14 protein-coding genes are annotated in these 23,568 nt (G+C 33.3%); 2 read left to right on the top strand and 12 right to left on the bottom strand.

Going from position 1 to position 23,568, the window contains the following annotated elements:
• The 8 genes from AC15TD_RS13800 to AC15TD_RS13765 all read right to left on the bottom strand — a co-directional run.
• Positions 1–641, bottom strand: a 641-nt coding sequence (locus AC15TD_RS13800; protein ID WP_484452733.1) for an OmpA family protein, incomplete at its 3' end; no start/stop codon positions are given.
• Positions 642–708: 67 nt separating this feature from the next.
• The gene (locus tag AC15TD_RS13795) at positions 709–2,343 is read right to left on the bottom strand and encodes a S41 family peptidase (protein WP_484452732.1); all 1,635 of its coding nucleotides are present in this window, start codon (positions 2,341–2,343) and stop codon (positions 709–711) included.
• Between the two features lie 7 nt (positions 2,344–2,350).
• Positions 2,351–2,731, bottom strand: coding sequence for a ribonuclease P protein component (gene rnpA, locus AC15TD_RS13790; protein ID WP_484452731.1), 381 nt, complete (start codon positions 2,729–2,731; stop codon positions 2,351–2,353).
• A 48-nt stretch (positions 2,732–2,779) separates the two neighbouring features.
• A complete protein-coding gene (locus AC15TD_RS13785) occupies positions 2,780–4,102 on the bottom strand; it encodes an aminotransferase class I/II-fold pyridoxal phosphate-dependent enzyme (protein ID WP_484452730.1) in 1,323 nt (440 codons plus the stop codon).
• 29 nt (positions 4,103–4,131) lie between these two features.
• Positions 4,132–6,732, bottom strand: coding sequence for a beta-mannosidase (locus AC15TD_RS13780; protein WP_484452729.1), 2,601 nt, complete (start codon positions 6,730–6,732; stop codon positions 4,132–4,134).
• Positions 6,733–6,917: 185 nt separating this feature from the next.
• A complete protein-coding gene (locus AC15TD_RS13775) occupies positions 6,918–8,738 on the bottom strand; it encodes a M1 family metallopeptidase (RefSeq protein ID WP_484452728.1) in 1,821 nt (606 codons plus the stop codon).
• Between the two features lie 69 nt (positions 8,739–8,807).
• Positions 8,808–10,424: a S8 family peptidase gene (locus tag AC15TD_RS13770; protein ID WP_484452727.1), complete on the bottom strand. Its 1,617-nt coding sequence runs from the start codon at positions 10,422–10,424 to the stop codon at positions 8,808–8,810.
• 13 nt (positions 10,425–10,437) lie between these two features.
• The gene (locus AC15TD_RS13765; RefSeq protein ID WP_484452726.1) at positions 10,438–11,298 is read right to left on the bottom strand and encodes an MBL fold metallo-hydrolase; all 861 of its coding nucleotides are present in this window, start codon (positions 11,296–11,298) and stop codon (positions 10,438–10,440) included.
• A 109-nt stretch (positions 11,299–11,407) separates the two neighbouring features.
• On the opposite strand from AC15TD_RS13765, the gene AC15TD_RS13760 reads away from it, so the two are divergent.
• Positions 11,408–13,612 (top strand): amino acid permease, encoded by a 2,205-nt coding sequence (locus AC15TD_RS13760; protein ID WP_484452725.1) that lies wholly within the window; start codon positions 11,408–11,410, stop codon positions 13,610–13,612.
• 57 nt (positions 13,613–13,669) lie between these two features.
• Entirely contained in the window at positions 13,670–15,511 is a 1,842-nt protein-coding gene (locus tag AC15TD_RS13755; protein ID WP_484452724.1) for a cation:proton antiporter, read from the top strand.
• 23 nt (positions 15,512–15,534) lie between these two features.
• Here AC15TD_RS13755 and AC15TD_RS13750 read toward each other — a convergent pair whose 3' ends face one another.
• The 4 genes from AC15TD_RS13750 to AC15TD_RS13735 all read right to left on the bottom strand — a co-directional run bounded on the left by AC15TD_RS13750 (position 15,535) and on the right by AC15TD_RS13735 (position 23,556).
• On the bottom strand, positions 15,535–17,931 hold the full coding sequence (locus AC15TD_RS13750) for a glycoside hydrolase family 31 protein (RefSeq protein ID WP_484452723.1): 2,397 nt from the start codon (positions 17,929–17,931) through the stop codon (positions 15,535–15,537).
• Positions 17,932–18,070: 139 nt separating this feature from the next.
• Positions 18,071–19,978: a 1,4-alpha-glucan branching protein GlgB gene (gene glgB, locus AC15TD_RS13745; protein ID WP_484452722.1), complete on the bottom strand. Its 1,908-nt coding sequence runs from the start codon at positions 19,976–19,978 to the stop codon at positions 18,071–18,073.
• Positions 19,979–19,981: 3 nt separating this feature from the next.
• Entirely contained in the window at positions 19,982–21,616 is a 1,635-nt protein-coding gene (locus tag AC15TD_RS13740; protein WP_484452721.1) for a trehalose synthase, read from the bottom strand.
• A gap of 2 nt (positions 21,617–21,618) precedes the next feature.
• Complete coding sequence (locus AC15TD_RS13735; protein ID WP_484452720.1) at positions 21,619–23,556, bottom strand: alpha-1,4-glucan--maltose-1-phosphate maltosyltransferase; 1,938 nt, start codon at positions 23,554–23,556, stop codon at positions 21,619–21,621.
• Positions 23,557–23,568 lie beyond the last annotated feature (12 nt).

Genomic DNA, 23,568 nt, shown 5'->3' with positions numbered 1-23,568 from the left:
CAGCACACATGCCCTTGAATGGTAAAATAAATATCTTTTCGTTCCACCAAAGATTTAGCAATGTTTTCCAAGATTTTTTTTGATTGTGGCATCACAGTGCTATAGCCGGTTTTAAATAAAATATTTTCAAATACTATTTTATCACCAATTTTAAGATCACCTTTAATAATTTCCGGAACATCTTTCTTTTTCTCAGGTTGATTTACATCTGTTTTTTCTTCAATAAACTCAGTTATAGGAGGTTTTGGATTTATAATAATTTCCACTTTCCTGTTAAGTCCTCTAATTTTTAAAATATCTTTTTCATCAACTATCTTTAATAAAATTTCTCCTTTTCCATCAACATTAGAGATTAACGATTCACTAATTTCATTATTTGAAAAAATGGCTTTTATAGCCTCAGCGCGTTGTTGAGAGAGTATCAAATTATAGTCTGAAGCCCCTCTGTCATCACAAAAACCAAAAATTGAAATAGATTCTATATCCATATCAGCAAGCGTGGATATAAATAATAACAATCTATTTTCTTCAGTTATAGGAATATCATATTTATCAGTTTCAAAATAAACTTCATGAGTTAGTTTATTTTGAGCAACTATAAATTGACCAAATAATAGGATTAATAGAGCTAATTTATTCATTACCGAGGCGCATAATAATATAAATAATATATAAATATAATATTTTTAATTATTGTTATATGATAAACTACCTTAAATACTCAATATATGATGATGGGCTTCTAAGAATTTCATCTGCTTTTTTTATTTCTGAGTCATGAATTTTAAGATATTCATATAAACCTTCTCTATAAGCATAGCGTTTTACAATTTCTTCTGTTAAGAGCTCTAATATATACTCTTCATTATCGTCTAAAGCTGCTATTTTTGAACGATTTAAAGTTGTAATCAATGTATTATAATCATTTTTAATATCGTTTTCTAAGTCTTCTTTTCTCGCATCTTCTAAAACTTTTTTAAGTGTTTTTTCGGTATCTGTTTCAAACGTAAAATCATTAGTTTTTAGAAAGTTTTTAAAATTTTGAAAATCAGTGTCATTTAATTTTAAACTATTAAGATCTTCAACTTTATGTTTATAGTAATAATCGGTGGCATAGTCAAAAATTAAATAATCATTAAGAATAGCGTTTGTTAATGCCGTGTTTTTTGAACCACTCATAACTTCATCTGGGAAAATGCCACCACCATCAAACACTTTACGACCATTTTTTGTTTTGTATTCATTGTAGTTTTCTTGTTTAACACGTACCGCTTTACCTTTTTCGTTTCTATGCGAGTAATCCAATGCTTGAATACACCTTCCAGAAGGTGTGTAATATCTTGAAATAGTAATTTTTATCTGTGTACCATAGGTTAAATTTTTTGGACGCTGTACCAGCCCTTTTCCAAAACTTCTCGAACCAACAATAACCGCTCGATCTAAATCTTGTAAAGAACCAGAAACTATTTCGCTAGCAGAGGCACTATTTCTATTAATTAAAATCACTAACGGAATCTCTGTATCAATAGGTTCTTTTTGAGTGTAATAGGTACGATTATATTTTTTAACTTTTGATTTTGTAGTTACTACCAGTTGACCTTTCGGTACGAACATATTCACAATATCGATGGCTTCATTAACTAAACCACCAGGGTTTCCGCGTAAGTCTAAAATAAGGCGTTTAGCACCTTGTGCTTTTAAATCCCTTACAGCATAACTGGTTTGAGATGCTGCTTTATCACTAAATTGACTTAATACAATATATCCTGTTTTATCATTTATCATAGAAAAATAAGGAACCGCGTTAATTTCAACTTCTGCCCTTTCAATGCTGGTAGTTTGGCTTTTTCCTTGTCGTTTATAAGTAACTTCTACGGTAGTTCCTGGGGTTCCTTTTAGTAAATTTCCTGCATCATCTTTATAGTTTTTAACAACCGTATTGCCTACTTTTATAATTTCATCCCCTGCTTTTAAACCGGCTTTATCTGCCGGATAATTTTTATAAGGTTCTATAATTACCAATTTGTCTTTTAAGGTTCGTACCCTTGCGCCAATACCAATATAATCACCTGTATTATTAATTCGAGCTGCTTCAACGTCCTGCTCATTCATAAAATTGGTATACGGATCTAAATCTTTTAGCATGCTTTTTATGGCGGTATCCATTAAATCACCTGGGTTGGTTTCATCAACATAATTCATGTTGATTTCTTTAAAAAGTGTTGTAAAGATTTCTATTTGCTTTGCTATTTCAAAAAAATCATTTTGAAAAGCTGTTCCTGAAATAAAAACGACCAGCGCTATTATAGGAATAAGAATCCTTTTCTTTAAAATCTGCTTCATTATAAAATTATTTAAGGTTTGAGGCTGTATTTGAAAATTTCTCAAACAAAAGTTTCATTCTTGTTTCAATTTGGGTAAACGTGGGTTTTTCTTTGCCAATGTACAAAATCATAAACGCATGTGGCGTTGGCATATTGTTAAAAAATTCGACGTTATGTAGCCTAAAGGCCTCACGTATAAGACGTTTTATTCTATTTCTGTCAACGGCTCTTTTAAAGTTACGTTTGCTAACAGAAACCCCCGTTTTAAACATAATATCTTCATTAAAAGAACTTGGTAAATATACTAAACGTAATGGATAGGCACTTACCGATTTGCCCTCTGTGAACACTTTATCGATAAGTATTTTGCTTTTAAGCTTTTGTTTTTGATTAAACGTAAGTTTCAATAGACTTGTTTTTAAAAACTCAAAGGTAGTGAAATATAAAAATCACGTTTAGTTTTCTTGTTTAATAAGAAAGGTAATTAATCGGTCCATCGCAACTTTTAAATGATTCGCTTCTATGGCTGTAAATACAATTCTGAAAAGTCCGTTTTTTTGATGATTAAAACCAGCACCAGGTGTTAATAAAACGCCTGTATTATTGTAAATATCTATCCATAGTTGTTCTTGACCTTCATCTGAATTTTCTTTAAGAAACTTAGATAAATCTGCCCATACAAATAAACTTCCTCGGCTTGGAACAAAAGGGATATTTATTTTATTGAGCGCTTCTACCACTAACTTATAGCTTGTGTTTAATAGTAATGTGTTGGTTTTAATATAGTCGTCTATAAACACTGCATCTTTTAGCATTTCGCCTATCATCCATTGTGTGATATTAGAAACCATATGCGGAATATTTGCATTTTCATAACCGTTAATAAGTTTTGTATTTAACGAATGTAAAACACCAAAACGTAATCCCGACATTGAAAAATCTTTAGAAAATGCATACCAAAGGTGAAGGTAATCGCTCTGTAATTCAGCCATTATTTTAGCAAAAGAGGCATATATCTCATCGTTTTTGTATGCCTCTTTAATTAAAGAGTCTTTGGTGTCTATTAACGAAAGTCCGTAAATTTCATTAACAATCATATGCACCTTATTTAGAATACACCACTCGGCAAGTTGTTGAAGCTGAATTTTTGAATACATACAACCTGTCGGGTTATCCGGAGACGTAATGAGTAAGATCTTAAAACATTTGTTTTGGGATTTTAATTCGGAAAACACCTTATCTAAGATGGAAATATCTACAGGTGCTTTTGAACCCGTTTCTTCTATATTATAGTGTGTTTGTAAATCGTAGCGTTCTACACCACTTTTTGTACCCAAATCTTTTGTATACATAGGATATGAAGGTGCTGGAATTACAGCCACATCTCCGCTGTTTGCTAGGACAAAAGATGTTACTTCTATAACCGCAGAGGCTCCTGCCGACAATGCTAACGTATCAGGGTCAATGGGGCACTTACAGAGGTGTTTTTCCATAAAGTTAGCTAAATTGACTCTTACCTCAGGGTGACCTAACGAATCTGTATATTTTAAAATCCAATCCGGTAGTTCCTTTTCTTGTAGGATGGACCTTAACTTCGCTTTAATTATGGGAGCCGTTAGGCTGTTTTCTGCCACATTTAAAGGAAATGCGCCTGTTGGATTGTTATTTGGGCAATATAAATTTTGTACAGCATCCATAAATAAAGTCATGTCTATTCTTGCTGGATTTTCTGCCAAATCCTGACCTCTTTTAGATAGCGTTTTGTCTTGTTGTTTCATGGTTTTATTGAGCTTTAAAAAAGAAATATTTAGTCTATGAACGTGTCTACCAACGTAATTACTTTAAGGGACCGTTTAAAAGCTTCAAGAGAATAAGATGCTGTTTTTTTAATAGTTATCGTTTTTTGAGTATTTGGCAGCATATCGAAATAATTATCAGAGAAATTAAAGGTAGAACCCGATGATATAAAAACATCTTTTGCTAATTTTTCAGTATTTAACTGCACTTCAAAATGATCTTCTGTTTCTTTAAGGGAATATGTTAGTTCAGGCTTTGGAAAGTTTAGTGTTTTATAAGGCGCTAAATAGAAACTATTTTCTGAGAGCCTGTTTTCTTCGGTTTCGCTTAACAATTCGGCGTGTAATAACACATTATCATAATCACTTATGATATCATTTTTTGTTATACTGAAATATTCTTTAGAAGTATTAGCATCAATAACAATCTGTTTTTCCCATTGTTTTAATAGTGTTCCGTCAAAATTAATTAAACGCATTTTAAGTTTTACCTTTTTAGATTCCAATAAGTCTGAAACAATAAATAAATGAATACTGTCTTTTGTGTTTTCTGTGCTTATTAACAGATTTTCGAATCCTTTTTTAGCGGTATAATGCAATGCTTTCCATTTGCCATAATAGTCTATACTAGACCAAGACGCCACAGGCCAACAGTCGTTAATTTGCCAGTAAAGACTTCCCATACATCGGTCTCTATGTCTTCTGTGGGCTTCAATACCTACTTTTAGGCCATGGGCTTGTAATAACTGACTTACATAGAGAAAACCTTCAAAATCTTTTGGTTTTTTATAATGCCTCAACATGTATTCTTCAATGGTTTCGTTACCAATACTTGACCTTTGGTGCGATTTCATGACTTCAGAATAAACATCATGATCTTCTGTAGTCGTGTATTTTTCTACAGATGACAATTCTGGAAATGACTGAAAACCGTATTCCGACATAAAACGCGGTATTTCGGTGTTATACTTATCAAAAGGTTCTTTACCCCACCAAACCATCCAGTAATGCATATCACCTTTTTCTTTAGATTCGGTTTTACCAAATTCGCTACCGGGTGAAGACGGCCAATAAGCGCGAGAACTATCGTAATTATTCACAACGTCGGGTAGTATTTTATGGAAAATATCGTCGTAAGCTTTCCAAATGGTATCGGTTATTTCTTTTGATTGCTCTTGGCTTACATTATCCCGCCAACCCCAATTTTCCCAGGCCGAAAGCACTTCATTATTGCCACACCAAAGCGCTATTGAAGTATGATTTCGTAACCGTTTAACATTTTCAATAGCTTCTTGTTTTACATTTTTAAGAAAAGTGGTGTCTCCAGGAAACATAGCACAAGCAAACATAAAATCTTGCCAAACCAATATTCCCTTTTCGTCACATAACTGGTAAAACTCATCGTTTTCATAAATACCACCACCCCAAACACGCAGCATATTCATATTAGCGTCTTTTGCAGAATTTATAATATGTTCGTAATGTTCTTTTTTTGCCCTCGGAAGAAAGACATCTTGTGGGATATAGTTAGCGCCTTTCATAAACACAGGATGGCCATTTACTTTAAAATAAAAAGACGCCCCGATGCTATCTGGCTCTTGAACGAGCTCTATAGTTCTTAAGCCTATGTTATGTGTTTTTTGATCGACATAAGAACCCGAAGCCAATTTGACTTCAACAGTATATAAAACCTGATTTCCCAAACCGTTTGGCCACCATAATTCAGGATTTTCAATCTCAAAAGGAATTTTAAGACTGTTTTTACCATTGGTGAGTTGTACGTCAGCTGTTTTTACTGGTTTGTTATTTACAAGTATTTCTGCGGTTGCCTCTATGCTTTCATCCTTTAATGTCACTTCAAGAAGCGCAGACATATTGGCTTTTAATCCTAGGCTATCTTGTTGAATAAATACATTATCAATTTTATGATGATTCCAACTTCTTAGTGTTATAGGTTTCCAAATACCTGATGTAACAAGTCTAGGTCCCCAATCCCAACCAAAATGGTAGCCTGCTTTTCTGGTATAAATACTTACTTGTTTATTGTCTTCTACATTTCCTATTTCTGAAAGATCATTATTTGATACTGGTATTTTATAGCCTTGTGCATCATATTTTTTAATTCCTTTTTTAATAGGTGATTGGAATATGATATGAAGTTTATTATCACCTTCTTTTAGTAATTCTTTTACTTCCGCAATATAATTTCTAAACATATTATCTGTTTCAAGTATTAAGGAGTCGTTTACGTATACGTTGCTATAAGTATCAAGACCGACAAAATTTAGCTCTAGGTTTTCTTTAGACAGCTCTTTTTTTGAAACTTTAAACGTTGTTTTATATTCCCAATCTAACTTATCAATCCATTGTAATTCGTGTTCATTTAACCGATAATAAGGATCGTCTATTATTTTGTTTGAAATTAAATCGGTATGAACGGTTCCGGGTACGCTCGCGTGGAGCCATTCGGTATCGTTTGATGCTTTAAAAGACCAATTTTTATGTAATTCAACTTCTAAAACCGAAGGACTATCATTGCAACTTAATAAGCTAAGCATAAGCATTGTGATGATAAGGAATAATGGTAGTTTAAAGTTTATAAGTTTGTACATGTTGATCTTTTGAATAGGAGTAAAGAATTAATAGGATATTATCTAAATGTTAATAATATAAGTTTAACATTCGAAAACGAAGTTACTTAATTATTTCTTTCAAAACCAATGATTGTGAGTAGTTCAATAAAACAAAAAAGCCTCTTTGCTTTCACAAAAAGGCTTATAATTTATTTGAAATAGTTCTACTTTGTATTATTAGTTCGATCAATATCTGCCATGAATCCACTTGGGTCTATTTCTAAAGATTTTATGGGTTTAGACGTTTCAAAAGTATAGGTAGGATATGCCCAGGCCCAATCTTTAATAATAGTTGCTGAGGTTGGTTTTTCACCACGCATCATTTGCAATGGAATATAAAAATCTTCTGAAGTGCCATCAATATATGTAACTGAAATATCTACAGGCATAGGCATTAAACCAATACGTTCTAAAGCAACGGTGTTACCTTCAATAGACTTTATACCATAGTCAATAGTATTGGTAGTCTGACCAAAATCTATTAAATACCAGTCTAATTCTAAACCAGACACTTTTTCAGCAGTACGAACAATATCTAAGGGTTTTGGATGCTTAAATTTAAAATCGTTGAAGTATTTTTTTATCGTCTTTTTTAAGTTTTCTTGTCCGATAACATAGCCTAATTGGGCTAAAAAAACCGCTCCCTTAGAATAGGCAGAGATACTGTAAACTTGGTTATACCGGTATCTGTCAGCATGTGTAGTAAGGGGTTGTTCATATCCAGATTTTGCTAGCGCAAGATATTGTTTATAAGAACTTACATTAGGATTTTTCATTTGCTTATTTAATAGAGCGTCCAGTGCTTGATATTCAATATAGGTAGCAAAACCTTCATCCATCCACTCATGTTTAGACTCGTTGCTTGCTAATAAAAACTGAAACCATGTATGCGCCAATTCATGCGCTATGACACCATTAACAATACCGTCAAGAGTTCCTTCTCCTAACAAAAGCGTACACATGCCATACTCCATACCTCCATCACCACCTTGAATTACAGAATATTGTTTATACGGATATTTACCGATATGTTCACTATAATATTGCATGAGCTCAACCGTTTTAGGTTGTAAATTCTTCCAGTTTTCTAACTTATTTTTTGCCATGGTATTTTTATAGAAAAAATGGAGCATAGGTCCATCAGGAACCTGCATGGTATCATGAATGTAGTCTGGGTCTGCGGCCCATGTAAAATCGTGGACGTTGGGTGCAAAAAAGTGCCAAGAGAGTTTATCACTTTTACTCTTTTTTACTTTTTCTGAAGTATAACCATGCCCAATTTCTTCTGGGTTTTGCAGATAACCTGTGCCTCCAATAGTATATGTTTTATCGATAGTTATCGTCACATCAAAATTACCCCAAACACCAAAAAACTCTCGACCTATATAAGGATCTGCATGCCATCCTTCAAAATCATATTCAGCTAATTTCGGATACCATTGTGCCATAGACAAGGCTACATCTTCTTTGTTGTTTTTACCAGCACGACGAATTTGAAGTGGCACTTGACCTTTAAATTCCATATCAAATATGACTTGTGCTCCAGGTTGTATAGGTGTTGCTAAATCTACTTCTAAAATAGTTCCTACGGTTTTATAATTCAGTCCGTCGCCATTTTGAGTTAAAGACAACACTTTTAAATAGCCAATATCTTCGCTTGATAATTTACTAATACGGTCTTTCACTCTAGAATCTGGATCAGCTATGGTACGAGAACGCACATCCATTTCACTACCAGGCTGAAAGGCGTTATAAAACAAATGGTAATAGATCTTATTTAAAGTATCGGGCGAATTATTAGAATAAACCAAATGTTGCGTTCCTGAATATTGATAGGTTTTTACATCCATATCAATATTCATTGTGTAATCTACATGTTGTTGCCAATAACCTTGATTTTTACTTGTTGGTTTTGCATCCTGACTAAAAGCATGACTTAAAAACAATAAGGTTATAGAAAAGAAAAGAATATAGAAATTTTTCATACAAGTTTTTACTAAATATAAAAAAAGAAAAAGGGGTAAAATACCCCCTTTTGTTTTTTTCTAATTATGTTATTTAACTCGTTTGGCCTTTTGAGATGCTAAAATTAAAGCATTATAAGCATTAACCATTTTGCCAGATTTAGTTAAATCTACAAAGGGTTTTACGTTGTTAGTATCGCCTCCTGTTACAACCTGAGTTTTTAGTGCTAATCCAGAATCCATTAAAATATGTTTTACTTCGGATGCTGTTAAACGAGGGTAGTAAGAACGAATTAAAGCAGCTACACCAGCTACAGCAGGTGCTGCCATAGACGTACCACCTTTAGTATCATATTCATTTTCTGGCGTGGTAGAATATACTTTTGCCCCAGGAGCAAACACATCAACATTTAGTTTTCCATAGTTTGAAAATCCGGCTACCACATTAGCACCGTATTTAGGCTCTAAAGCTCCAACTGTAATAAATGAATCTGCAACTTCTGGTCCATTATCAACTTGGTCGTTAGGATAAATAGCTACCGTATCTAAGTCTTTACCTTCATTTCCAGCGGCGTTTACAAACAACACATCGTTCTTTCCTGCGTAAGCAATGGCTTCTCTAACCCAGTCACTATGTGTAGCGTAATATTTACCAAAACTTCCGTTTATAACTTTAGCTCCGTTATCAACTGCATAACGAATTGCCAAAGCGATATCTTTATCATACTCATCCCCATTAGGAACTGCACGAACAGACATGATTTCAACATTGTTGGCAACACCATTTGCTCCTAAACCGTTATTTCTCTCGGCAGCTATAATACCAGCGACATGGGTTCCGTGGCTTTCGCTTTTCTTTACAGGTTTAACATTGCCATTTCCGTAGTATTTGGCACTCATATCATCTGGATCGTCACCATTAATACGCCCTTTAAAATCTATATTTAAATTGTAGTTTAAACGATCATTAATACTTTCTAATGCACCTTCAATTTCTTTGTAAACATCACTTACCGACGCTAATCCATTGCTATACATATAATTCATCATTTGAGCAGCTTGCGCTACTTCTTGATTTTCTGTTTTAATAGCTTCAACATCTTCTTTCGTATAATCCTTTTTATTTAAAAAACCTGAAAGAGCTTTATCGGCTCCTTTAACGCGCTGATAAATTTGGTCGTATTGTGTTTTTCTTCCAGTCCATTTTTGATATTCAGAATCATATTCTGCCTTCGCTTTACTATATTCCGGATTACTAGTATCTCCAATAGCTAAAATACGTGTATATTCTAACTGTTCATCATAACCGTCACCTAAAAAATTCCATCCATGTACATCATCAACATAACCGTTTTTATCATCATCTATTCCATTGTTAGGAATTTCACCTTTATTAGTCCAAATGACATCATTTAAGTCTTCATGGTCAATATCAATACCAGAATCTACAACAGCTACAATAACTTTTTTACCAGTTTTGTTTTTTATAATTTCAGCGTAAGCTTTATCGACACTCATTCCCGGAATGGTGTCTTTCACCAGGTCTAAGTGACCCCAATTATGTTTTTCAGCCTCAGTGAGGCTAGCAGTTTTTAAGGGTGTATTGTCTATATTTTCTATAGGCGTTGATAAAATAGCTGTACTTCCACAGCTAAATAGTATAGACGAAAGTATCGCCGATAACAATAAAGGTTTTAAAGATTTCATTTTGAGTTAAATATTAATTAAAAATTTCAGAAACTGTAAAAATCTCTTTGAGTCTAACACCTTTTTCAGTTTGCTGTACCGTAATAATTTCATTGTGAGCATCATGCTCTAAAAAAAGGTAAAAATGATTATCAGCAGCAAGTTTTAAAAAGTGCTCTTTTTCATCAAGAGATAACAATGGTCTTGTGTCATAACCCATTACGAATGGTAAAGGTAAATGACCTACGGTTGGAAGTAAGTCTGCCATAAAGCAGATGGTTTTATTTTTATATTGAATCATTGGAATCATTTGTTTATCGGTATGCCCATTGGCAAAAAAGATATCAAAACCAAGTTCAGAATTTTTAAGTGTATCGCCTTTTGGTAAGGACGTAAATTTAAGTTGACCACTGTCTTGCATAGGTAGAATGTTCTCTTTTAGAAAAGAAGGTTTCTCACGTCTATTTGGTTGCGTTGCCCATAGCCAATGGTCTTGATTACTCCAGAAATGAGCATTTTTAAAAGCAGGTTCATAACCTGTTTTGTCTTTATTCCATTGAATACTACCACCACAATGATCAAAGTGTAAATGTGTTAAAAAAACATCAGTAACATCATCTGGATGAAAGCCATAATTTTTTAATGATTTTTCTAAAGTATCATTACCCCATAAATAATAATAGCCAAAAAATTTAGAGGATTGTTTATTACCCATACCTGTGTCTATAAGTATCAAACGATCACCATCTTCAATTAACAAACAACGTGCTGTTAAATCGATCATGTTATTGGCATCAGCAGGATTCGTTTTATGCCATATTGATTTAGGTACAACACCAAACATAGCACCACCGTCAAGCTTAAAGTTTCCTGAATTAATGGGGAATAAATTCATATGGTAACAAAATTACAAAAACCATCATAATTATAGCCAAATGTTAAGAAATTATTAAGATATTTAGTCTTGTTAAAAAAAGCCTATTTTAGGTGTTAAATAATAAGATTTGAAGAAACTAGAACGTAGCTTATCTTTAATCTCAGTTATCGCCATCAGTATAGGTGGTATGCTAGGTAGCGGAATTTTTGTATTACCAGGTTTAGCAGCTGCAAAAACTGGTTCATCGGTTTGGTTAGCCTATTTAATTGCGGCACTTTGTATTTTACCTGCTGCTCTTTCTAAATCTGAACTAGCAACAGCAATGCCTTCTTCTGGTGGAACTTATGTTTATATTGAACGTGCTTTTGGACCTATTTTAGGAACTGTAGCCGGTATTGGTTTATGGCTTTCATTGTTATTTAAGAGTTCTTTTGCTTTAGTTGGTTTTGGCGCCTACTTATCCATTTTAATAAGTATAGACCCAAACCTAACAAGAGTTGTTGCTGTTTTTTTTCTTGGTATTATTTTACTTTTAAATGTTTTAGGTGTAAAAAAGGTTGGTAAGGTTCAAATTGTCATTGTTGCATTAAGCGTCATCTGTCTTACCTTAATCCTTATTTTCGGACTTCCAGAAGTAAATAAAGTCTTTTTAAAACCATTTTTAACAAATGGGAGTATGGGCCTTATGTCTACAGTAGCTTTTGTTTACATTTCTTATGCAGGCGTAACTAAGGTAGCCGCCATTGCGGGCGAAATTAGAAATCCAGATAAAAACCTGCCTTTAGCAATGATTTTGTCTTTATTGATAATGACAACTATTTACGTTTCTATAACCTTTGTTTTGGTTGGAAACATACCTTTAGAATCTTTAGAAAAAGATATAAAGCCTATCTATACCATATCAAATATGTTGGGTGGTGAATATGTGGGTTATGCAGCCGCAATTATTGGTGTTATTACACTTATTTCTATGGCAAATTCTGGAGTATTAGCTGCGTCAAGATTTCCATTTGCAATGGCTAGGCACAAACTTTTACCTGAATTTATGAGTAAGATACATTCCAGGTATCTAACACCCATAGTAACTATTATAATTACTTGCGTAGTCATGGCATTGGTTATCTTGTTTTTAGATGTTGAAAAAATTGCTAAACTTGCTAGCGCCTTTATGGTTATGATGTTTATTATAGTAAATGCTGCGGTTATTGTTTTAAGGGAGACTTCTGCACAATGGTACAATCCGCCTTTTAAGTCACCTCTTTATCCATTTGTTCAACTTTTCGGAATTATTAGTGGAATCATTTTATTAATTTTATTGGGTTTACTTCCTTTTTTATCTATTGTAACTATTTTTATTTTAGGTATTACCATATATTTTAACTTCGGAAACAAAACACGTAGAACAGGTGTTTTAAGAAAATATGGCCACCGTCCTGCCTTGTATTTATTGTACAAAAAGAAGAATAAAGAGCGGAAAGGTTTTACGCCAAAAGTAGCTATAAACGATAATGTTTTAGATGGACAATTCGTTTCAAATGCAGGTGTTGTTGTGCCTTTATTAGGTAATGAAAATTCACCTGAAATGCTTATAGAAATGGCTGCTGCAATCAACAGAAGACAACAGATACAAGCTATAAATATTACTGAGGTTCCTAACCAGACATATTTGGATGCCTTTATTGAAGACAGTCCCATAATACATTCTTTAGCCAGAAGAATTTCAGGTTTAGCTAAAACTAAAAAGTTGGATATAGATTTTGAAGCCGTTGTAACACATGATGTTTCTGAAACAATTGACGAATTAAGTAATCAAACAAATTGTGATTGGTTGGTAATGGGTTGGAATGGTAAAGCGCATAACGGCATATTGGTTAGAAACCCAATAGGGTGGTTAGTCACTAATATAAATTCGGATTTTGCATTATTTAAAGATAATGGCGTTAGGCATATTGGAAAGGTGTTGTTAGCACTTCGCCCAGGAAGAAAAGACAAAAATTTTGTTGCGATTGCCGATCGTATTTGTCAATTTTACAATGCATCTTTAACACTCCTTCATGTTGTTCCAACACGTTTTTCAAAGGAAACTATAGCCGAATTGGAAGTGAGTTCATCATTAATAATAAATAAAGCTGCTTGTGATAGTGAGGTCATTATTTTAAAGTCAGATAATCCTATTGATGCTATATCTATAATCTCTGCTAGTTACGATTTATTAATTTTAGGAACTCCTCAAAAAGATAATTGGATAGACGTTCTAATTGGAACAGGAAAAGATAAGTTTACAGAGAAGTCGGCTTGTTCTGTTTTACGACTTACTATGAGAGACAATTAATCTATATATTTTTTTACCTTTTTCTTATTAACTTTACTCAAACAAAAAAAATACTTAATGATAGAACTTTCAGGAATTATTATTTTAGGAATTCTAGCCCAATGGGTAGCATGGAAATTTAAAATCCCTGCTATTTTACCATTAATTTTAATAGGCTTATTAGTGGGTCCAATAGCTGCTGCTTTTTTAAGTGAAGATGGCAGTAAATGGATAGAACCTCTTTGGAATGGTACTAAAGGATTGTTTCCTGGAGAAGGTTTGTTTTATTTTGTCTCATTAGCGATTAGTATTATTCTGTTTGAAGGTGGGTTAACACTAAAACGTGCCGAAATAAAACATGTTGGACCTGTTATAACAAAGCTAATAACCATAGGGTCAACGATTACTTTTTTTGGAGCAAGTTTTTTAGCAAGATTTATTTTTAATCTAAGTTGGGAAATTTCATTTTTATTTTCAGCGTTAATCATTGTAACAGGACCAACAGTAATTACACCTATTCTCAGAAATATTCCATTAAAAAAAGATGTATCTGCAGTTTTAAAATGGGAAGGTATTTTAATTGACCCTATTGGAGCTTTAGTTGCTGTATTGGTTTTTGAATTTATTAGTGTAGAAGGTGATAGCGGATTTACAAAAACAGCTTTAATTGAGTTTGGTAAAATTATTCTGTTTGGAACTACATTTGGGTTTACGTTTGCTCATGCTTTAGCTTTTGCAATTAACAAGAAATTTATTCCACATTACTTATTAAACGTGGTGTCTCTTTCTACAGTATTATTAGTTTTTGTAGAATCAGAGGTTTTTGCACATGAATCTGGGTTATTGGCTGTTGTTGTTATGGGCATGGTTTTAGGTAACGGAAAATTAGAAAACATTAAAGAACTCCTTTATTTTAAAGAGTCTTTAAGCGTTTTATTAATTTCCATACTTTTTATTTTGTTAGCAGCAAATATTAACATAGAAGATTTAATGCTGCTTTATAGATGGGAAACGGCTGCTCTTTTTGCATTAGTTGTTTTTGTTTTAAGACCCATAGGTGTATTTATATCTACAGCTGGCTCAAAGCTAAAATTTAATGAAAGGTTATTTATAAGTTGGGTAGGGCCAAGAGGAATTGTAGCAGCGGGAATTGCTTCTCTGTTTGGTAGTAAGCTAATAAAGCAAGGGGTTTCTGGTGCAGAATACATCACGCCTTTAGTGTTTATGATTGTTTTAGGTACCGTTTTACTTAACGCGACCACTGCTAGAGTTTTTGCCAAGTTAGTAGGGGTCTTTTTAAAACGTTCTGAAGGTATTTTGATTGTTGGAGCTTCTAAAGTATCTAGACTTATAGGACGTTATTTAGAAGATAATGACAGACATGTCGTTTTGATTGATAGTAATCAAACCAATATACAATTAGCCCAAGAATTGGGTCTTGAAGCCTTCAATACAGATATATATTCTGAAAGTTTAGAAGATAATATTGAATTAAATGATATTGGGTTTTTAATGGCCTTAACAGGAAATAGAGATATTAATAAATACGCTATTAATAAATTTGGAGAGCAATTTGGTGAAAATGGCTCATTCAGACTAATTTCTGTTGATGAAATGAATCACCCTGAGAAAAATCCGAAAGAAGGATTATTTTCTCAAACTGATGATTTTATTCAGCTTACCGAAGTGGCTAGAAAATATCCAAAAATACATGAAATCGAAATTCTTGATAGAGAGCATTATGAAAAGCTTATTGAGGTTACCAATGCGGATGAAGATATGATACCTCTATTGGTAAAGGACAAAAAAGGGATTCTAGAGATTATTTCATCCCACAATAAAGCTATTAATAAAGTTGAAAAAGGTTATAAATTGGTTTATTTAGGAAAACCTATGGTTTATAAAGAAAGCCCCAAATAAAGGTTATCCGAGGCTTTCAATTATTATGCAATTATTTGAAGGTTTGTAAATTCTTTTGTTACAAGCAGACTATTGTTTTTAAATTTTAAATCTTTAAATTTAACCTCTTCATTGTCAACTTTTATAGATTTTACCTCAAAAGGCAAGCCAATTAAGTTGATTTTAAAATATGTATATGGCGTAATAAATTGCCCTCTTTTATGAATTCGAATAACTAATTTCCCCTTAGTTCCCGCTAAGTTGAATTTCATCAAGCTGTAACGTCCTTTGGTGTAATCATAACCATCGTTAGCATCTTCATATAATTCAGAATCTTCCTTGCCGTCTTTATAGTACACGTCTAATGTAACGTCATCAAAGGCTTTTTCTCCAACATATTGTTGAATTGGATATTTAGGAATAATGGCTCCAGCTTTCACAAAAACTGGCATACTATCTAAGTCTGAGTCTACCCAAGCTTCTTTTCCTCCAACAACTAAACTGTTTGTCCAGTAATTATACCATTCTCCTCTAGGAATATACATTCTTCTTCCTTTAGAATTTGGTTCATTTATAGGGCAAACTAAGATTTGATCTCCATAAATAAACTCATCTGTCCTGTAATGTGTTTGCGGATCTTCCTGATCAAAGAGCACCAATGATTTTAAAATTGGAACATTTTCATGAGAATATTGATAAAATGCTGTATATAAATACGGAAGTAACTGATATCGAATTTCAATAAATTTTCTGACGACGTCAGTAATATCTTCATCAAATGCCCAAGGTTCTTGATCGCCATGATCACCCGATGAATGCGTTCTGCAGAATGGATGAAAAGCACCTAGCTGAATCCATCTTGCATATAATTCGCCGTTAGGTTGTTCGGCAAAACCTCCAATATCCGAACCTGCAAAAGAGAATCCTGATAATGCTAAGCGTTGCGCTTGAATATTGGCTATTTGTAAATGCTCCCAAGAAGCCACATTATCACCCATCCAAGTTGAAGTGTATCGTTGGGTACCCGAATAGGCGGATCTTGTAATTACAAATGGACGTTTAGGATAGTTAAAGCGTTTAACGCCGTGATAAGTAGCTCTAGCCATTTGCATACCATAAATGTTATGTGCTTTTTGATGACTACAGGGGTTTCCATCATAATCATGACGCACATCTGGAGGGAACGATTTACCAGGTACATCCATAACGGCTGGTTCATTCATATCATTCCAAACCCCTTTTACACCGATATCTTCAATTAATTCTTTAAATAATCCAGCCCACCATTCTCTTACTTCAGGTCGTGTAAAATCAGGGAAATAACATTCACCTGGCCATACTTTACCTTTCATATAGGGACCATCGGCACGTTTGCAGAAATAATCTTTTTCTAAGCCCTCTTTAAAAACACTATATTCTTTGTCTATTTTAATGCCTGGATCAATAATTACAACGGTCTTAAAACCGTCACCTGCCAATTCTTTCACCATTCGTTTTGGATCTGGAAAATACTCTTTACTCCAAGTAAAACATCTAAAACCTTCCATGTAATCAATATCTAAATAGATAGCATCACATGGTATTTTTAATTCTCTAAATTTTGAAGTTACCTCCTTTACTTTAGATTCTGGATAGTAGCTCCATTTACATTGATGATATCCTAAAGCCCATAATGGTGGCAATTCAGGTGTTCCAGTTAAGTCAGTATAACTAGTTACTACGTCTTGCATTTTAGGGCCATAGATAAAGTAATAATTCATCTCTCCTCCTTGAGCCCAAAAACTACTGACATTTCTACGTTCATGACAGAAATCAAAATAAGTTCTAAAAGAGTTGTCAAAGAATATTCCATACGACTTGTTGTTGTGAAGCGCCGTGTAAAATGGAATGGCTTTGTAAATAGGATCTGTATCTTTTCCAAAGGCATAACTATCTGTAGCCCAATTTTCAAATCGTCTTCCTTTTAAATTAATGTGTTGAGGCTTATCTCCCAAACCGTAGTAACTTTCACCATTTTGAGCAGCTTTACTCATTTTAACAATATCACCGCCTAACAGGTAACTTTCTTCCCAATGAAAACCTAACTCGTCTTCACAGATGACTGTTTTATCGTTGGCATCGTAAATAGATATTCTTAAATCGGCTTTATGAATTTCACAAATTAATTTAGCTGTAGTTATTAAGTAATTATCTTTTTCTTCAGAAATTTCTAAATGGTTATAACCTCTACTGGCATCTTTATCTATCGCATAAGAAAAATCTTTATCAAATTTACCTACCGTCGTATATCTAAACCTTAAGACACTATCTCTTAAAACAGTTAGTTGAAGAATAACATTGTTATCGGTAGTAAAATGTAGTATATCTACATCTTTTGAGTAGCTTATTATATTGGTTGGAAATAAATTTCCTTTGTATTCTAATTCAGTATTCAGTATCATTATCAAGCAAATTTACAGAAGGCCAAAATACTAAATTAAATAAATCTAGACCTCACATTTTATGTAAAAAGAAAGGGACAAAATTATATAATTTGCAATCTAATGGCGTTTAAATTAAACAAACCTTAAAGAACTCATATTATTTTATTTGAAATATAGAAATTGCCAAAGGAGACAGAGTTATTTCTGCAGAAAAGTCTTTACTATTCCAAGGTTGTTTTTTAATTGTAATCTCTTTTTTATTTGAAACACCGCTTCCTCCAAATTCTTTGGCATCACTATTAAAAATTTCAACCAATTTTCCTTTAATAGGAACGCCAATTTTATAATTTTTTCTTAACGCTGGTGTTAAGTTGCATACAACAACAACATTGTTTTCAACATGGTTTCCTTTTCTTAGATATGAAATCACTGAGTTTTCGTGGTCATCATAACTAATCCACTCAAATCCTTCATTTGAAAATGCTTTTTCATAAAGTGAAGGTGTTGTTTTATATAATGTATTTAATGCTTTAAAATAGTTTTGAAAGTTTTTATGAGGCTCAAATTCTAATAAATTCCAATCTAAGCTTTCTTGAAAATTCCATTCATTGTATTGGCCAAATTCACTTCCCATAAATAATAATTTCGTTCCGGGGTGCGTAAACATATAGCCGTATAATAAACGAAGATTTGCAAATCGTTGCCATTCATCACCAGGCATTCTTCCCATAATTGAATTTTTACCATAAACAACTTCATCATGAGATAATGGTAACATAAAATTTTCAGAAAAGGCATAAGCTAAGCTAAACGTAATATCATTTTGATGATATTTTCGGTGTATAGGGTCTTTTTTAAAATATTCAAGCGTATCATGCATCCATCCCATCATCCACTTCATTCCAAAACCTAAACCTCCTAAAAAAACTGGTTTTGAAACACCTGGAAATGCAGTTGATTCTTCAGCAATGGTTTGCACGTCTGGGAATGATGCATACATTTCTTCGTTTAATTCTTTTAAAAAGGCAATAGCTTCAAGGTTTTCCCTACCTCCATAAATATTTGGTTCCCACTCACCATCTTCTCTCGAATAATCTAAGAACAACATGGAAGCAACAGCATCAACCCGCAACCCATCGGCATGGTATTGATCCATCCAAAATAACGCATTGCTTATTAAAAATGCTTTGACTTCGTTTCTTCCATAGTTAAAAATTAAACTTTTCCAGTCTTGATGATAACCTCTGCGTTTATCGGGATGTTCATATAAACTGGAGCCATCAAAAAAGCCCAATCCATGAGCGTCTTCAGGGAAATGAGAGGGCACCCAATCCAGAATAATTCCGATATCATTTTGGTGTAATTTATCTACTAAAAATTTAAATTCTTCTGGATAACCAAATCTTGAAGTAGGTGCGAAATAGCCAGTTAATTGATACCCCCAGGACGGATCATAAGGGTATTCCATAATTGGCATCAATTCAACATGGGTGAAATTCATGTCTTTAACATATTTCACCAAATCATCTGCTAACTCGGTATATGATAAAAAACGATCTTCTTCTAAATGTCTTTTCCAAGAGCCTAAATGAACTTCGTAAACAGAATAAGGCGCATCTAAAGCATTATGTTTTTTACGTTTTTTCATCCAACTAGTATCTTTCCACTTATAGTTGTCATCCCAAACTACCGAAGCCGTTTTAGGTGGATGTTCACAGCGTCTTGCATAGGGATCTGCTTTTTCAGTTTTTATATCGTTATTATTACTCTGAATTTTATATTTATAAATATTACCTTTTCCAACATGAGGAATGAATCCTTCCCAAATGCCACTAGAGTCCCAACGAACGTTTAATTGATGTTCTCCTTCAATCCAAAAATTGAAATCACCAATAACAGATACCTGTTTAGCTGATGGTGCCCAAACCGAAAAATAAGTGCCTTTAACACCATCTACAGTAACAATATGAGACCCAAATTTTTCATAGAGTCTATAATGTTTTCCTGCTTTAAAAAGATTGATATCAAAGTCTGTAAAAAGACTATAAACGTGTACTTGTGACATAGATTAGTGGTTTAGAATATTAGAAATTCCTTTTAAAGGAATAACAGCCCATCTTGGACGTGAATTGAGTTCATAGCCTAACTCATAAACGGCTTTTTCAAGTAAGCAGTATTTTAAAATAAAAATACGTTCTTGGTTATAACCTAAATTTAAATTTGCATTTTGCGTTTTAGTAACATAAGTTCCTAAAAATAAACCAGTTATATATCTATAGAGTATTTCTCCTGCTTTAAATAAGTCTTCTTGAGACGCTTTATAATGGTCTTCAATATTATTAAAAATGGTAGCATAAATAGCATAGTGAAAAGACCTGAACATACCGGCAACATCTTTTAGAGATGGTTGTTTTACTTTTCTATCTCTAATGGTGCTTTCTGGTTCGCCTTCAAAATCTAAAATATAAAAATCATCATCTTTCACTAAAACTTGACCCAAGTGGTAATCTCCATGAACCCTTATGCGTTCGCCTTTAAGTTTGGTCCAATCAAAGGTTATAAATTGTTTTCTAATAAGATTTTTTTTATCTAAAAACTCATTAGCTAATTCAAAAGCTAATCCGTCTAATTGATGAAGGTTGTTTTCAATAAGATTTAATCTGTTTTGAAATTGATATAACATTCTATTTTTAAGCCAAACGGTATAGTCGTCATTAAAATGAGTAGGCGTAAAGGCTGTTTCTTCAAATTCTGAACCCAAAGCAATATGCATTTCTGCGGTACGTTTCGCTAAAGTTTGAGTTTTAACAAAAAGATTCAATCCAGCCCAATCTATAATTTGTGGTGGAATATCTTTAATGCTGAGTCGTTGGTATAGCTCTGTGTTTGGAAGCGAATGGATGTTGATGTTTTTATATTCTAAATTTGAAAATACTTTATGTAATTCTTTCAGCATATATTGCCAAGCGTCTCCTTCATTGGGAACCATTTCTTGCATGAGGCCTATGGTGATATAAACATCATCTGAATCTACTACATTAATACTTCCAAGGTATGAAGGTGTATTTTTAAACTCTTTTTTTTCTGATAAAAACCGACTCATTTCATAGTCCGGGTTCTTATCGGCATAAATGCGTCTAAAAAATTTTAAAACATATTTTTCGTTATAAACCAAAGAAGTGTTACTTTGTTCCAACCCCATAAAACGAGAAGACTCATAGGCAATATTGTTAAAAAACGGACTTTTATGGTATTGTACCTTAGTAGTGTCCTTGGGTTGTGCAGTAATAATTCTTTCAAAAACTAATTTTCTAAAAGCCTCAAGATTTACAGCATCAATAATATAGCCTTTTTTTCCATGTATACTAATGGGAAGAATTCTATCTTGTTTAACAAAATTTTCATCAGTAACAAAAGCAATGGGTAAAAAATAATGCTGATAAAAAGCTTCTACAAAGTTAATTTCTAAGATTAACCCATAGTAAACTTCACCATCTTGCTGAATTCTAAAATATTCCGATAGTTCTATATACTTTAAGACGCTTGATTTTCCCCCATACCAGCGTTGTTTTGTAATATAATCTCCTAAAACATCAGAAAGAAAAACTTTAACAAACGCCTTGTTTTGTAATAGCTCTTCCCAGGGCGTATCAAAATTAAATGTTTGTGTGATAGTCGTTTTTTCTCCCTTTTTTTCAGTCATAATTATTTGTTTATTTTGAAAACATGAAAGGGTAATGTAGGATGTAATTCAATATAATTCCACTCACTATACCAGTTATAGCTATTATTTGTAATTAAATCTTTTACTACTATTTGGGTTCCTTCAGAGACACCTAATTCTTTTAATGGGAGTTGTACGGAGCCTTGTTGGGAGTTGTAAGCATCTAAGCTAATAATAATTAACAACTCGTTTGTTTTAGCGTCATTCCACTTATAGAAAGCCATGAGGTTATTATTTTCAATATGGCAAAACTTAATATTATTGGTTTGCTGTAGCGCCTCATTTTGATGACGAATATGGTTTATTTTTGAAATAACAGTAATAAGTTTATTTTGAATAGACCAGTCGTAGTGGGTTATTTGAAATTTTTCAGAATTTAAATATTCTTCTCTACCTAAGAGTGCATCACTTAACATATATTCGAAAACAGGACCGTAAATCCCAATTGAAGAGCTTAAAGTGGCCGCCAAGACATAACGCTGAATGTGTTTAGATTCGTTAGCGCCTTGCAAATGCATAGGGTTAATATCTGGCGTATTTGGCCAAAAATTAGGTTGCATGTATTCGCGTAGTTCGCTTTTGGTTAATTCTTCAACATATTCAATTAGTTCGTGTTTATTATTTCTCCAGGTAAAATAAGTATAAGATTGTGTGTAGCCTTGTTTTGCTAATTGTGCCATCACTTTTGGCTTTGTAAAAGCTTCCGCTAAAAATATAACATCGGGATGTTTTGCTTTCACTTTTGTGATTATCCAATTCCAAAAATAGAATGGTTTGGTGTGCGGATTATCAACTCTAAAGACGTTAATACCGCAATCTATCCAATACATTAATATGTCTAAACACTCTTTCCAAAGGTTTTTATAATCTTCACTTTCCCAATAAATAGGCAAAATATCCTGATATTTTTTTGGGGGATTCTCAGCGTACTGAACGGTTCCGTCTGGACGCCACTTAAACCATTGTGGATGTTCTTTAACCCAAGGATGATCGGGTGCTGCCTGCAAGGCATAATCCATCGCGATTTCAATGTTGTGTTCTTTAGCTTTTTGAATTAATGCTTTAAAATCTTCTAAAGACCCAAGTTGCGGATGAATCGCTTTATGACCGCCAAGATGTGAACCAACACCCCAAGTAGATCCTACATCACCATTAACAGTGGTAGTCGTATTATTTTTTCCTTTTCTGTTTACTTCCCCAATAGGATGTATTGGCGGAAAGTATAGGGTGTCAAAGCCCATGTTAGCGACTCTTGGCAACAAGCGTTCACAGTCTTTGAAAGTTCCATGTTGACCTTGATGTTCTGAAGCCGAACGCGGAAAAAATTCATACCAAGTACTAAATCGTGCCTTTTTTCTATCTACATAAACTTGATATTCCTTTGATGTGTTACATAGAATTTTTTGTGGATGTAAGGCAAAAATATCATGTAATCGATCACTGGTAGCCTCTTGAATGGCCTCTTCATAATCCCCTTCATTTTGAAAAATATTTACTAAATGATCTAGATATAATGAATCATTATGAGTTGCATTATTTTGAATTTCTTTAAGAAATACAACCCCTTCAAGAAGTTCTGATTTCACCTGCTGATTATCTTGAATTTTTCGTTTAATACCGTATTGCCAATTAAGTGCATAATCAACCCATGCTTCTACTCTATAGCTGTAAAACCCTTGCTTTTCAACAGTAAAAGATGCGCTCCATTCGTCATTAACGAGAAGGTTCATCCTTACTTCTTTCCATTTTTTTTCAGCAGCATGTTTGTATAATACAGAGGCCGCAATAACATCGTGTCCGTCTACAAGTACATAGGCATCGATAGTAACTATTTCGTTTACAACACGTTTAATATAAAAATCACCATCGTTTATTTTAGGGTAAACATAATCAATTACAACACGTTTTTGGTCTTGCATTTTTAGCTAGTT

Source organism: Yeosuana sp., assembly GCF_057126245.1.
This window is presented reverse-complemented; position numbering and strand designations above follow the sequence as displayed.